The sequence below is a fragment of the Desulfobacteraceae bacterium genome, from assembly GCA_022340425.1.
Taxonomy (GTDB): domain Bacteria; phylum Desulfobacterota; class Desulfobacteria; order Desulfobacterales; family JAABRJ01; genus JAABRJ01.
Genome location: JAJDNY010000169.1, coordinates 1 through 13,508, shown reverse-complemented (window position 1 = coordinate 13,508; position 13,508 = coordinate 1). Strand labels below are relative to the sequence as shown.

11 protein-coding genes are annotated in these 13,508 nt (G+C 57.6%); all 11 read right to left on the bottom strand.

Annotated elements, in window-relative coordinates:
- Window positions 1-229: 229 nt before the first annotated feature.
- Window positions 230-1,144, bottom strand: coding sequence for a universal stress protein (locus LJE63_15070; GenBank protein ID MCG6907925.1), 915 nt, complete (start codon window positions 1,142-1,144; stop codon window positions 230-232).
- A gap of 142 nt (window positions 1,145-1,286) precedes the next feature.
- The gene (locus LJE63_15065) at window positions 1,287-1,901 is read right to left on the bottom strand and encodes a cytidylate kinase-like family protein (protein ID MCG6907924.1); all 615 of its coding nucleotides are present in this window, start codon (window positions 1,899-1,901) and stop codon (window positions 1,287-1,289) included.
- Between the two features lie 209 nt (window positions 1,902-2,110).
- Window positions 2,111-2,986 carry a universal stress protein gene (locus LJE63_15060; protein ID MCG6907923.1) on the bottom strand — a complete coding sequence of 292 codons (876 nt, stop codon included), beginning with the start codon at window positions 2,984-2,986 and terminating at the stop codon, window positions 2,111-2,113.
- Window positions 2,987-3,034: 48 nt separating this feature from the next.
- On the bottom strand, window positions 3,035-3,427 hold the full coding sequence (locus LJE63_15055) for a response regulator (GenBank protein ID MCG6907922.1): 393 nt from the start codon (window positions 3,425-3,427) through the stop codon (window positions 3,035-3,037).
- Window positions 3,428-3,454: 27 nt separating this feature from the next.
- Window positions 3,455-4,996: a response regulator gene (locus LJE63_15050; protein MCG6907921.1), complete on the bottom strand. Its 1,542-nt coding sequence runs from the start codon at window positions 4,994-4,996 to the stop codon at window positions 3,455-3,457.
- Window positions 4,993-7,998: a PAS domain S-box protein gene (locus LJE63_15045; GenBank protein ID MCG6907920.1), complete on the bottom strand. Its 3,006-nt coding sequence runs from the start codon at window positions 7,996-7,998 to the stop codon at window positions 4,993-4,995. Before LJE63_15045 ends, LJE63_15050 begins: the two co-directional genes overlap by 4 nt.
- Before the next feature lie 89 nt (window positions 7,999-8,087).
- Entirely contained in the window at window positions 8,088-8,975 is an 888-nt protein-coding gene (locus LJE63_15040; protein ID MCG6907919.1) for a universal stress protein, read from the bottom strand.
- 17 nt (window positions 8,976-8,992) lie between these two features.
- A complete protein-coding gene (locus tag LJE63_15035) occupies window positions 8,993-10,558 on the bottom strand; it encodes a sodium:proton antiporter (GenBank protein ID MCG6907918.1) in 1,566 nt (521 codons plus the stop codon).
- Between the two features lie 406 nt (window positions 10,559-10,964).
- Window positions 10,965-12,068 (bottom strand): molybdenum ABC transporter ATP-binding protein, encoded by a 1,104-nt coding sequence (gene modC / locus LJE63_15030; protein MCG6907917.1) that lies wholly within the window; start codon window positions 12,066-12,068, stop codon window positions 10,965-10,967.
- A gap of 3 nt (window positions 12,069-12,071) precedes the next feature.
- Entirely contained in the window at window positions 12,072-12,770 is a 699-nt protein-coding gene (gene modB / locus LJE63_15025) for a molybdate ABC transporter permease subunit (GenBank protein MCG6907916.1), read from the bottom strand.
- Complete coding sequence (modA, locus tag LJE63_15020; GenBank protein ID MCG6907915.1) at window positions 12,770-13,501, bottom strand: molybdate ABC transporter substrate-binding protein; 732 nt, start codon at window positions 13,499-13,501, stop codon at window positions 12,770-12,772. The genes modB and modA overlap by 1 nt, the downstream gene beginning before the upstream one ends.
- Between the last annotated feature and the right edge of the window lie 7 nt (window positions 13,502-13,508).

Genomic DNA, 13,508 nt, shown 5'->3' with positions numbered 1-13,508 from the left:
CGCGGGCTCGATGGGGAGATGGCGGGTAAGGGTCTCGACAAAAAACAATTCAACAATATGGCGACGGATTTTGGTTCATCACCAAGGCGCATCCGTCGGCGCATATCGAGATATGTGCCGGCGGATGTAACGCCGGTGATGGGCCAAAAAACAAGCAAGATGTGTAATTATTTTTTGCCGCGACCCTGAGATCTCCGGGGGAAAGTGCGGTCCCGCGGTTCGGAAGGTCTCAGAGTTTCAGCAGGGCATCCAGCAGGCCCATGCCCGCCCCTTTTTTCTTTACCGCCATGAAGGGCACGGTGGTGGTGTTGATGAGGTGTTCGGTGACGCTACCCAGCAGTACGCCGGCGCCGGCCTTTCTGCCCCGGGCGCCGATAACGACCAGGGAGATTTCCCGCTCTTCGATCACATCATGGATGCCCCGGTACTCCTTCTTTTCCAACTTGAATATGGGAACCGCGGCAAGACCCTTGAGGTCCACCTTTTGGATAAATTCCGCATAGTACCTTTGCGCGTGGCCCTTCATGATCTCGGCAAACTCCTCATAAGTCTTCCCCGTCTTGTAATACCCGATGGGCACGCTGTAAACGTGCAGGCAGTAGATCTCCTTGATCCCCTTGGCGGCCAGGCCGATGGCCACACCGACGTCCATCGCATCCAGCGCGTTTTCCGAAAAATCCACCGGAACGAGGATATTCTTGAACCACGCCTTGCTGCCCTCGGGCACAAACAGCACCGAGCATGGCGCCTTACGGGCCAGCTTTTCAAACAGCGTCCCCGATTCCCAGGGCGATCCTCGCTTCCGCAGCACGACGAGATCGATGTCCTCTTCCTTGACCTGGCGCAAAAACTCGATCAGCGGCGCCCCTTCGACGACCTGGTAGCTGATCTCGGTATCCGGATGGCCATCAAAGTATTGGTGAACAAACTTCTGCATTTTTTCTTTGGCGTATTCACCAACCGGTTCAAAAAGATCCGGATACTCCTTCAGCAGCTCTTCAGGAAGGTCCATGCTGCTGGCCACGTGAAGGAACACGACTTTCTCCGATCGCGCCAGCCTGCTGATCATCGCAGCGTAGCGGATCGAGGCCCCGTCTTGGTCCGCAAAGGAAATCCCCACCAAAAGGCGTTTGAATCGGTACATCCCGTCACTCCTTTCTCATTTCCCGCTGTTCTGGAGGATTTTGCCGACCGCCTGGAAGGGACGTGATAGCAATGTAAGGTCAGGCTGGCGGTGACCCGTTCGCAGTTCCGCGGAAAACGCGACCGTGACGCAGCCGCAGCCCTTATGGTGCGGCCACCAGGTTCATGATGAGCCTGACCGCTGTGGGCATGTCCATCTTGGCCATGTTCAGCACCAGGTGATAGAGGGCCGGATTGTCGTAATCGGTCTTGCCGATCTTGCGATAAAGATTGAGTCGGCGTTTGTCTTCGCGGTTGATGACCTGAGTGGCCTGGCTTTCGGAAAAATCGTAGCGCTCCGTCATGAACTTGATGCGGTTTTTCAGGTCGTTGATCAGGAGAACGTGGTGGGCGTCGGGGTGATCATGGAGAATGTATTGGCTGCCGCGCCCCAGGATGACGACGTTGCCCTCTTCTGCTATCTGCGCAATGATGACCACGAGGTAGTCCAGGTAAAGCCTTTCGTCCATGTAGCCGCGCTCATCCTTTAGGATGCGGTCCACCAGGCGTTTGGAAACCATGCTGGAGACGACCCTGGAAAGCTTGCCGCCGGCCTCCTTTTCGATGGACTCGACCCAGTGCGGCGACACGTTGGCCGCTTCGGCCACCATTTGAATGATGTCATCATCGGCGAACGTATAGCCCAGTTTGTCGGCAACCTTTTTTCCGACGGTTTTACCCCCCGCGCCGAATTGTCTTGAAATCGTAATTACCGCCATGAATCCCTCCTGTTGAACGTCAGGGTCTCGAAAAAAAATATTTCCAGATCTTGCGTGTAGTTTCGCCTCAATTGGCCCAATTGCATGCGCGTGGTTTCAATCACCCCCGGGGCATGACGGCTTTGCTGAATTTATCGTGCAATCCAAGACGCTATTCTTTTGCGCATTTTTTGATTGCGTTGACCGCGCGAAAAATACTGCCGCCGCATCTATAGCTGTTTTGGCGGGATGAGCAGGGTCGGATAATCCGACTTTTCCGCGATGTTGCGCGGCGTGCTGCCCAGCCATCGCTCCACCCAGTTCGCTTTGCCGGACGATCCCATGACGATCAGGGTTGCCTGGCAATCCCGTGCGGCCTTCTCGATCTCCTGGTCCGGGCTGCCCACGTAGACATGTGGCGCTGCGGGAATCCCCTCGGCTTCGAAAATGTGGCAAATCTCGTCCAATCGACCGCGTATTTCCTTGCGCGTTTTCTGAATCGCCATCGCCGAACCGCTGAGTTTTTTCTGGTCGGCAACGTGCACGACGTGAATTTTGTTGATGATTCCATTAAGTTCCTTCAGGAAATCGACGGCCCGCAGGCTGGCCGGTGACCAGTCGGTCGCCAGGACGGGCGTTTCAAAAGGCTTTTCGAGGGCGAAGGAACTCTCCGTCAGGTATTTGTAAACGAGAATCGGCTTGGCTGTCCGGTGCAGCAATTCGGTGATGTCCGATCCCGCATAAAGCTGCTCGATCACGCCCTTCTGCGACCGTCCGACGACGATCAGATCGGCTTCCTCCTTCTGGGCGGCCTTGATCACCTCGCCCACCAAGTTGCCGACCACAATGTAGGCGCCGACCTCCATGCCCTGTTCGAACAGGTTCTCGGCCCAATCGATAAAGCGGATGTTGGCGGTTTCGCGCAGCCGGATTTCGGCTTCCTTGCTGTAACCGGTGCCCCGGCGCATGGCTACCCGTTCGCGCTCGATAATGTTGACGAAAACCACGTGCTCGAGCCCGGCCTGCCGCAGAATCAAAAGGGCTTGAAGGGCGTCAAAGCCCAGCTCCTCGAATTTGGTTACGAACAGCAGTTTTTTTATTTTCATGGCTTGTTTCGTCTTTTGTCGATGGGTGTCGATCGCCAGCCCGCCGCATCACCCGATAATTTTTTTGATGGTCGCAGCCAATTCTTCGGCATCCACTGGTTTTTCCAGATAGGCTTCGGGCTCGGGAACGGGGACATCACCGAACTCCGCCAGGACCTTTTGGGAACGCAGAAAGGATTTCTCAGCTATTCCGGACAGCATGATAATGGGTATGTGTTTGAGATTCTTGTCCGTTTTGAGTTCGCGGTACAACCGAATGCCGCTTTCACGGGGCATGAGGACATCGAGAATGACCAGATCCGGTTTTTCCTGTTTGGCCATGTTCTTGCCCTCTTCGCCATTGGTGGCCACCAACGCGGTGTAACCGTTTTCTTCGAGAACCGTCACGTTAAACAAGCGAACATCCGGGTCATCGTCGACGACCAGAACTTTTTTACCCATGGTGAATCCTCCTCGTCTATCGTTTTTTTATTTTTTGCTGGATGTTGTCTCTTTTTGACCGGCGGCCTCGAAAGGCAGGTGGATGGTAAAGGTGGTTCCCTTGCCGGGGCTGGAGATCACATCGATCCGCCCGCCGTGCTCTTCGACGAGCTTGCGGGTCACCATCAAGCCAAGGCCCGTTCCACGGTGCCCCTTGGTGCTGAAAAAAGAAGTAAACAACCTGTCGCTGACATTTTTGCTCATGCCGGCGCCATTGTCGGAGACGTCAAACCGGATGGTGTTGTCGTCTTCAAGGGTCGTGGCGACCACAACCTGCCACGTTTTCCCGGTATCTTCATCGAATAGACAGGCATCGATGGCATTGGTCACCAGGTTGAGCAGCGCAGTGTGAACGATGCGCGGATCCATCGAGACCTGCGAAATCGACGGGTCCAGCGACTTTTTTATCTCGACCTGGCTTTCCCGCGCCTTTTCGGCCAGCAGATCGGCCACCTCGGTCGCTATTTCGTTGGGAAAGCAGTCCTCAAATTCGGGTTCTCTTTCCTTGGAGTAAGTCAGAAGGTCCATGACCAGTTCCGAGGTGCGTCCGATGTTGCGCTTGATCATGTCCCAGCCGTTTTTGAGTTTTTCAGTATCGTCTTTTTTAATTCCCAAGTCAACCAGATAGCTGCCGCCCTTGAGTCCGTGCAAAATGTTCTTGAGCCCGTGGGCCAGTCCGGCCACGGTCTGACCGACGGCGGCCAGCCGCTCGGCTTTGAGCAGTTCGCGTTCCAGCCGCTTGATTTCACGCAGATCCTGAAAAAACGCAACGCTCCCCATTTTTTGGCCTTTTTCATGGAGAATCGAACCCGAAAACCGGACCGGAATGACCTCGCCGCTTTCAGACAGAATCGATGTTTCCTGCCAGGGAAACTCTTCCAAAGCGTTTTCCTGGGTCATTCCCCTTATAATCAAATCGGTGATTTGGGGCGTGTAGAGTTCTTGAATCTGCATGCGATGAACGACGCCGTGATGCGGATAGCCAAAAATTTTCTCTGCACCGGGATTGTAGATAACAATTTTTAAATCTTTATCGGTGGCCACGATGCCGTTGTTGGAGCTTCGAATCAACTTGCTCTGAAAGTTCGAGCGTCGCCTGATCTCGCGCGTCGCCGCCTCAACCTTCTGCTCCAGGCTGGTGGTGTACTCCCGCAGCTGCTGTTTGATTTGAATCTTTTCCTGGGCCCGTTTGAGTGCGATCGAGAGCTGCTGGTCGCGCACCGGCTTGTTGATGAAATCGGACGCCCCGTATTGCAGGGCCTCGATGGCCGAATCGATGTCACCGTGGCCGGTGATGATGATCACTTCAGTTTCGGGGTTGATATTCTTTACTTCCCGCAAGACCTCGATCCCGTTCATACCAGGCATTTTGATATCGGTGATGACAAGCTCGGGGGTTTCACGGGCGAAAATCGTCAGGGCTTCCTCGCCACCCCCCGCGGTCCGCACCTGATAACCGTCGGCCCGCAGGGAAATGCCGAGCACTCGCAATATATCGGGTTCGTCATCGACGAGCAGGATTCTGTTCATTCTTCTTCAGTTGGCCTCAGCGCTGGAAATTTCAGTTTGAATGTCGTGCCCTCGCCGACTTTGCTTTCGATTTCGATGCTGCCGTCGTAGTCTTTGACAATGCCGTGGCTGATGCAGACGCCCAACCCCGTTCCCTTGCCGATATCCTTGGTGGTGAAAAAAGGCTCCCCCAGTTTGGCCAGAACCTCTTCGCTCATGCCGACACCGGTATCCGAGACGGTCACCGCAACGAAACCGTTTTCGGAGAAGGATCTGATCCTGAGCGATTTTTCGACTTTGTCGTATTCCGGCCAGCTGCGTTTTTCGTCCATGGCGTCGACGGCGTTGGTCACCAGGTTGATGAAGACCTGCTCCAACCGGTTGTGATCGGCCATGATGGGGGGAATGTCCGGGTCGAGTTCGAGGACCAGCTCGACTTCATGAACCCGCAGTTGATGGCCCAGCACCTTGAAAACGTCGCGAATGGGATCATTGATATCGATCTTGCTGCGGGTCCCCCCGGACTGGCGGGCGAAATCCCGCATGTGCTGGATGATGGCCGCCGCCCGCTGGACGTTTCTGCCGATATCGGCTGCCATCGATTTCAAGTCCTCTTCGCCGATGGGCTGCCCGCGGCCGATCATTTTGAGGAAAAAATCCGCGCAGACCTGGATGACATTCAGCGGTTGATTGATCTCATGGGCGATACCCGCAGCCATCTGTCCCAAGGTCGTCATTTTACTGGCCTGGATCAGCTGCGTTTCCTTCTCCACGCTTTCGGTGATATCGGTGGTGGATGCCATCACCACCTCGCTTTCACCGTATTTGGCATCGCTGACATTGATGTTGACGAAAAACGGGCGATGCCCCTTGCGGTAGTGCTTTCTTTTGGTCAACAGTAGGGATTTGCCCAGTGAAATATTCTCCAGCGCCTGCGCCAACTCCTCATCGCTGTCACCCAGCTCGAGGAAATGCATCCCCACCATCTCCTCCCGAGAATAGCCGTAAATATCCAAGGCCCTTTGATTGATGTCCCGGATCCGGTGGGTTTGGATGTCCAGGATGAAAGTCGGGTGCGGATCGCAGTTGAACAGGGTGCGGTACTTCTCCTCGGATTTGATGTACCGTTCCTGCAGGATGGCGTTTTCGATGGCGATGCCGATCTGATTTCCAATGAGCGCCAGCACGTCCCTCTGGTCATTGGTGAAATGACCGGCTTTATGACTGCCAATGCGAATGACGCCGAAGGTCTTTTTTTCCTCGGCATGTATGGGAACATAGGCCAGGGAGAGGAGTTTGTTATCCTCCAGCAGGCAGATTTCGTCGCTGCAACCCTCGGGCAGGTTCTCATACACCGTAAATTGGTTGTTTTGGGCCACCTGGTGGATGATGCTGCTCTCGTCGAGCACGCTTATCTTGGAACAGGCATTTTTCGAAGACCCGTAGCCATAGCGCAAGCGGTATTTGCCGTTGTCATCCTGCATATAGATGCAGATGCCGTCAGCCCCGAGAAAATCCATCATGATCCGGATCGCTTTTAAGATACCGGCATCGAATTTCTCCACTGTGTTCAGGGACGTGAAGATCGAACACAGGGCGCTCAACTCCCTGGTGCGCCGCTCCCGTTCCTCTTCCGCCCTTTTGTCCTCGGTTTTGTCCCAGAGGGTTTCGATGGCTCCGGCGATTTTTCCGTTCGGGGCCTTGATCGGCGAAGCGGTGAACCAAAGCCATTTACCGCTGTCGCCAAAATGGGGGAAGAAATCCTCGGCCTCATAAGCGTCTTCGATCAGGCTTGAGTGGCGCCACTTCGCCCCGTAGAGTTTTTCGATCTCGGCCTCGTCGCCCTGGTCCAGAATCACATCCGCCATGGTTCCGCGTTGGTTGTGGTAAAAGGGCCGCCACTGGTTGCGGGTGCCCACGATGTCATCGGCGCTGTAGCCGGTCAACCTTTCCAGGGCCCTGTTCCAGTGGGTCACGAAGTGATTCTCGTTGATAACGAAAGTCGGTATCGTGCTGCCCTGGATGATCTGGGTCATCGTCCGTTCACTCTCGGCCAGGGCGCGGGCCGTTTCTGTCAGCAAATGGGTGTGGCGCTCCCGGTCGCGCTCGGCGTTTTTGTCTTCGGTCTTATCCCACAGGGTTTCGATGGCGCCGACGAGGGTGCCGTCGGGCGCCTTGAGCGGGGCGGCCGTAAACCAGCACCATCTCCCGTCGGGGCCGAGGTTGGGGAAATAATACTCGGCCTCGTAACCGCCTTCGATGAGGGCTGACTTACGCCATGATTTGCCGTAGAATTCGCTGAGAGTTTCCTCGCCGGCTTGGTCCAGAATCAAATCGGCCATGCTGGGGCGCTTCGTTTCCCAGAAGGAAATCCACTGCCGGTTGGTGCCGAGGATTTCTTCGGCCGGAATCCCCGACAGGCGCTCCATGGCCTTGTTCCAGTGGGTGACGATGTGATTCTTGTCGATCACGAAAGTCGGCATCGTGCTGCCCTGAATGATCTGGGCCAGGGTGCGCTCGCTTTCGATCAGCTCTTTTTCGATTTCAAGGTAGCGCTGGTTGCGGTTTTTGATCACCTTGGCCAGCCGGTCGGCGAACTTCTCAAAGTGTTCCAAGATAGTCGGGGTGACGCCCTCCTGCGGTTTCAGCTCCTTCAACGCCTTACGCTTTTCGCTTTCAAGCCGCAGCAAACTCCAGATGGCCTGGGCTTCGATGTGATCGATGAGTTGGACGCCCTCGGGTTTGGTTTTTCCGATGGTCTCGCCGAGGGCGGGATCATCGGTTATCTCGATCAGGACCTCCAGGTTCTCGAGATTGAAGAGCTCCCGGTAGTCGTGGGTGGTGAAGATCCCCAGTTGACGGGCAAAGATCAGCCCCTCGGCATGCGGGTTGATATCGGCAACCCCGAGAACGGAGACGCTGCGCTCGGAAACATTCTTTTCGTGCAGGAATTTGAGAAAAATTTTACAAAAACGCCCTCCCCCGACAATCCCGATATTGGAATTATGCAGATTTTCGATCATGGCGAATCCACCTTCTATGGGGTCGGGCGCTATGATGGTTAGCGTTGTGACCACAGCCGACCAACCGGCCAGATTTTCTAAGAAGCATCTTAGGGCACCAGCAGCACCGGCAGCTCGGAGACCTCCGCTACCCGGTGGGAAACGCCTCCCAGCCAATACTCCTGGAACCAGTCCTTGCCGGTGCGGCCCATGACGATCATGGTGGCTTTCTGCTCCCGCGACTGTCGGAGGATTTCCAGGGTCGTTTTGCCGACCGAAAGATAGGATTCGGCGCTCAGCCCCGCTTCTTCGATCCGTCCGCAATAACCATCCAATCGTCTTTTGCTCTCCTCCTCGAGGTCCCGCAGGGCCGTCACATCCAAGCCCTTGGAAATTTTAGCACCGATATTGTGGACCACCAGGACCTTACTGGCCAGCCCCTTGAAGGACTTGATAAACTCCAGGGCGTTTTGGGAGGGCTGCGACCAGTCGGTGGCCAGCAGCGGCCGGTCGAAAATATGGTCGTTGACACGCGTCAACACCTCCCCGGCCCATTCGTACTGCACCATGTACTTGCCCATCAAAACCGGCCGGGGGCTGCGGCGAATGATATCGAGTACGTGGGAGCCTACGTAGACTTTTTCAAAGGCGGACCGTTTCTTGCGGCCGGTGACGATCAGGTCCACCTGTTCCTCTTCGGCCACGGCGAGAATTTTGGCGTTCAAGGTGCCGGTCTCGATCCGGACCTTGCTGCGCAGGCCCTTGGATGAAATGAACTCCTGCCATTGCTCGAAACGCAACCGGGCGACTTCCTCCATTTGCTCGGCCGCATCCTTGAGATAGCCCCCATAGGGCACGAAGGCCACCTCCTCTCTGGGGATCACGTAGGTCAGAACGACTTCCTGCAAACCGGCTTGCTTCAATTCCAGCAGCGTCTCGAGAGCATTGAAGGCCAGATCACGGAACCGGGTGTGAAAGAGGACCTTTTCGATTCCCATAACAGCCCCTCCTGTGGTCAAAAGAAAATCAAGGTGACGATCCCGAAGCTGGGTATCAGAAACAACAGGGAAAACCGGATGATGTAGCCGAAAAAGCTCGGCATGGGCGTGCCGGCCTCTTCCGCGATGGAGCGCACCATGAAGTTGGGGGCGTTTCCGATGTAGCTGACAGCCCCGAAGAAGACCGCCCCGGTGGAAATAGCCTGGAGATAGATCGCTTTATCGGTCATCAGCAGGGGCACGGCCTCGGGCTCGGTCATGCCCGCGAAGAAGCTGCCCAGGGCGGTGTTGAAAAAGGTGAGGTAGGTGGGGGCATTGTCCAGAAAAGCGGAAAGCGCGCCCGTCACCCAGAAATAATGGGCCGGCCGGTTGACGCCCTGGATCAAAAAGGCCAGCTCCCCCTTCAGCCCGGCTTTGAGGATCAGCAGGCACGGGATCATGGTGATAAAGATGCCGATGAAGAGATAGGCGACTTCGATAATCGGAAACCAGGTAAAATCATTGTCTTCGCGAATCGTGATGGATGTCGTCACCATGGACAGGATGCCCATGCCGATCAGCAGGCCGTCGCGCACCCAGTCCTGAACTGCGCGATGGATGCCCAGGGTGGTGACCTCCCCCCAGTCGACGACGCCGCTCATCAGCACGGCGCAGACAATGCCGGCCAAAAAGATGAAATTGTGGATGCCCACCAGCTTCAAGGGCACCTTGACCCCGTCGTCGGGGGCCTTAACCCCTTCCTTGCGGAAGTGGTAGCTGTCCAGCAGGAAGTAGATCACCAGCAGCAGAATCGAAACCACCAGCATGTGCGGCAGGATATGAAGGGTCCAGAAAAACGATACCCCGTGCAAAAACCCAAGGAAAAGCGGTGGATCCCCCAGCGGCGTCAACGAACCGCCCACGTTGGCGACCAGGAAAATAAAGAACACCACCATGAATGTCCGGTTTTTGCGGTGGGTATTGGCCCGCAGAAAAGGCCGGATCAGCAGCATGGCCGCCCCGGTGGTGCCCATCCAGGAGGCCAGCAGGGTGCCGATCAGCAAAATGACCGTATTGACGATCGGGGTGCCGCGCAAAGTACCGCGCAGGAGGATGCCGCCCGAAACCGTGTACAGCGACCAGAGCAGGATGATGAACGGCACGTAATCGGCCAGAATGATGTGCAGGATTTCATAAAGGGCGAGTCCCCTGAAGGCCGCTAGAAACGGAAGGGCGAGGGTCGCGGCCCAAAAGGCGGAGACCTTGCCGAAATGATGATGCCAGAATTCCGGCGCCAGCAGTGGGAAAAGGGCGATGGATAGCAGCATGCCGGCAAACGGAATGCAGCTCCAAAGGGGAAGGACCTCGCCTAGATTGGGGTGACCATGTCCATGATCGGCTTCAACCGCCGTGTGGGCGCCGGCCTCGCCCTCGACGGCGGCAGGAGAGGCGGTGGCAAGGACGGGACCCGATAAAAAATGACTGTTTGGCGCACGACCGGCATGGATGGAAAAATCGGCTTCGGCTTCCGAGGCACGCGCGATCGCCGATCCAAGCGGGACCATCATCAGACATAAGGCCAGTACGAATATCATCCGTTTCATGTGTCCGCCCTTTGCAGCCAGCCGCCTGCCGCACACAATCACCCAGGTTCGATTTCCGTGTGAGGAGGGATGCGGGTAGTGATGAAAAACAAGGAATAAGTGATAAGCGCTTGCCTTACGAGAGCCAACATACGGCAAAAGGCTCGTTGTTTGTCAAGCAAAAAAACGGGATAGCGGCCGTACCGGCCATAATGCGACGTGGGCTGCTTTCAGAAAGCGGTTGCCGATCAAACTAAAAAAAATGGCGGCGCGCCAATCCCTTCAGCTTAGACAAGCACGTAGGAGGCAATGGCATGCGCACTTCGGGTGGCAAAACCGGCCAAACCCGGGGGGTGAAAACCGTCACGGCGAACCCCTTCCAGATCCGGCCCAGCATGGAAATCAGGCTTGTAAAAAACTGTCAGCCTTACGCATCGATCTGAGGATCCAGGGATGCGTTCAGGTGACCGCGGGAGACGGCGACGCTTTTAACCATGGCGCAGACCGGCTTGCCGGGCATCAAGGCCAGGGCCTGCATGGCGCGCGCGGTGATCCTGGCCAAAAGCGGGCAGCCGATGTCCATTCGAACGTCCAGCAGTTCCCCGGGACCGCCGGTGATGGCGGTCACCTTGCCAGGAAAGATGTTCTGGAGGCTGGTTCCCGGGGGCTTTTGCAGGGCGATGGCCACGCTGCGGGCCCCGATGCGGACCCTCAGCCGGTTTCCCACAGGCACGGCCACCTTGGGCACCCACAACATCCCGCCCGGGAAACCAAGCCGGGTCAAACCCTCCTCGTGGGCCTCCACCGTGGTGGCGATGACCGTCCCGAGGTCATCGGCCCCGGTCAACTGCTGCAGGTCGGGCCGGTTCATCAAGTCCTCGATCGGTCCGGAGGCCGCCACCCGCCCGTCGTCCAGCAGCACCATGGTGTCCGCCAGGTTGAGCACCTCTTCCAGGGAATGGCTGACGTACAGGATGGGCGTCGACAGTTCGCCGCACAGCCGTGACAAAAAAGGCAGTACTTCGGCCTTGCGGCTGCGGTCGAGTGAGGCTAGCGGTTCGTCCATCAGAAGCAGGGCCGGGCTCGTCAACAAGGCCCGGCCGATAGCGACGCGCTGCTTTTCCCCACCCGAAAGTTTGGCGGGCCGGCGGTGGAGAAGGCGGCCGATACCCAGGAGATCCACCACGTCGTTTAGGGCGACATGGCGCTCGGAAGGCGGGGTGAGGTGCATGCCGTAAGTCAGGTTGGACTTCACCGATAGATGGGAGAATAGGCGCCCGTCCTGGAAGATGTAGCCCACGCGCCGTTTTTCGGGCGGGACATGCAGGCCCTTGGCAGCATCGAACAGGGTGCGGCTGTTGACGACGATGTGCCCCCGGTCCGGGCGCACAAGTCCGGCCACCATGTTGACCACTGAGGTCTTGCCGGCGCCTGAGCGGCCGAACAGAGCGGTTACCCCCACGTCAGGGGAGCGGAAGGCCACGTCCAACCGGAAATCGCCCTGTTGTCTGATCACATGCAGGTCCAGCATCCATCACCCCCTGATGTAGGCGGCAAACCGGCGGGCCAGACCTTCCGAGGCCACTAGGGCCGCCATGGCGATGACCACCGAGATAAGGCACAGGCGCATGGCCCCCACCTCGCCACCAGGCATCTGGGTCAGCGTGTAGAGCGCCAGCGGCAGGGTTTGAGTTTCGCCCTTGATGTTGGAGACGAAGGTGATCGTGGCACCGAATTCACCCAGGCTGCGGGCAAATGCCAGGATCAAGCCGGTCAGAATCCCCGGCGTGACGAGGGGTAGGGTTACCGTGAAAAAGACCCGCACAGGGCCGGCGCCCAGCGTCCGCGCGGCCGCCTCAACACCCCGGTCGACGCCCTCGATGGACAACCGCACGGCCCGCACCATCAGGGGGAAAGCCATGACCGCCGCCGCCGCCGCAGCCCCCTTCCAATTAAAAGCCAGGGTGATGCCGGCCAGGTCATGAAGCCAAGCCCCGAGAACGCCCCGGCGCCCGAACCCCACCAGTAAAAGGTAGCCGATCACCACCGGCGGGAGTACCAGGGGCAGGTGAATGAACCCGTCCAGAAGGGATTTGCCCGGGAAGTCCAGGCGGGCCAGCACCCAGGCCATCAGTACACCCAGGGGCAGACTGCCGGCCACGGCCCAGAAGGATACCCACAGGCTCAGTTTAAGCGCCTCGATTTCGACGGTTGAGAGCGTCCACCCCTGCATCAGGGCACCGAAAAGCCGTATTTTTCAAACACCGCTCTGGCCTCCGGGGACTGGAGCACGGTTATGAAGCGGTCCACTGCCGGAGAGCGCCTCCCGGCCACGACCGCCGCGGGATAGACAATGGGCGGATGGCTGGTTTCAGGGAAGGTGCCCACCACGCGCACCTTGTCCGAAATGTCGGCGTCCGTGGCATAGACCAGCCCCACCGGGGCCTCGCCCCGCTCCACCAGAGCCAGGGCGGCGCGCACGTCCTTGGCGCGCGCCACAAGACTTTCAATGGTGTTCCACACCCCGAGGCTCTCAAGGGCCTGCTTGCCGTAGATGCCGGCCGGCACGTGGTCGGGGTCGCCCATGGACAGGCGGCCCTCGCCGAGAAACGCCGGCAGGTCGAACGCCGGACCGATGGGGATGTCCTTCACGGCACTGTCGGCCGGAACGATCAGCACGATGCGGTTGCTCAAAAGGTCGAAGCGGGTGCCTTTCTCAATCATCCCCTTTTCTTCCAGGTAGTCCATACACTTCTTGTTGGCCGAGATGAAGATATCCGCCGGCGCGCCGTTTTCGATCTGCTTGGCCAGGGTGGAAGAGGAGGCGAAGGACGGCAGAAAGCGCTCCGCATTTCTTTCGCTGAAAACAGCGCCGATCTCGGTCACCGCGTTGGTCGTCGAGGCGGCGGCAAACACCGTTACGGTATCGGAAGCGGCCCATAGTATGCCGAAACTTCCCGCCAAAAGGAGA

Coding starts and splice junctions, on each gene's coding strand:
- LJE63_15070 (MCG6907925.1), bottom strand. CDS start 1,144: ATGTACCGATTCAAACGCCTTTTGGTGGGGATTTCCTTTGCGGACCAA.
- LJE63_15065 (MCG6907924.1), bottom strand. CDS start 1,901: ATGGCGGTAATTACGATTTCAAGACAATTCGGCGCGGGGGGTAAAACC.
- LJE63_15060 (MCG6907923.1), bottom strand. CDS start 2,986: ATGAAAATAAAAAAACTGCTGTTCGTAACCAAATTCGAGGAGCTGGGC.
- LJE63_15055 (MCG6907922.1), bottom strand. CDS start 3,427: ATGGGTAAAAAAGTTCTGGTCGTCGACGATGACCCGGATGTTCGCTTG.
- LJE63_15050 (MCG6907921.1), bottom strand. CDS start 4,996: ATGAACAGAATCCTGCTCGTCGATGACGAACCCGATATATTGCGAGTG.
- LJE63_15045 (MCG6907920.1), bottom strand. CDS start 7,998: ATGATCGAAAATCTGCATAATTCCAATATCGGGATTGTCGGGGGAGGG.
- LJE63_15040 (MCG6907919.1), bottom strand. CDS start 8,975: ATGGGAATCGAAAAGGTCCTCTTTCACACCCGGTTCCGTGATCTGGCC.
- LJE63_15035 (MCG6907918.1), bottom strand. CDS start 10,558: ATGAAACGGATGATATTCGTACTGGCCTTATGTCTGATGATGGTCCCG.
- modC (MCG6907917.1), bottom strand. CDS start 12,068: ATGCTGGACCTGCATGTGATCAGACAACAGGGCGATTTCCGGTTGGAC.
- modB (MCG6907916.1), bottom strand. CDS start 12,770: ATGCAGGGGTGGACGCTCTCAACCGTCGAAATCGAGGCGCTTAAACTG.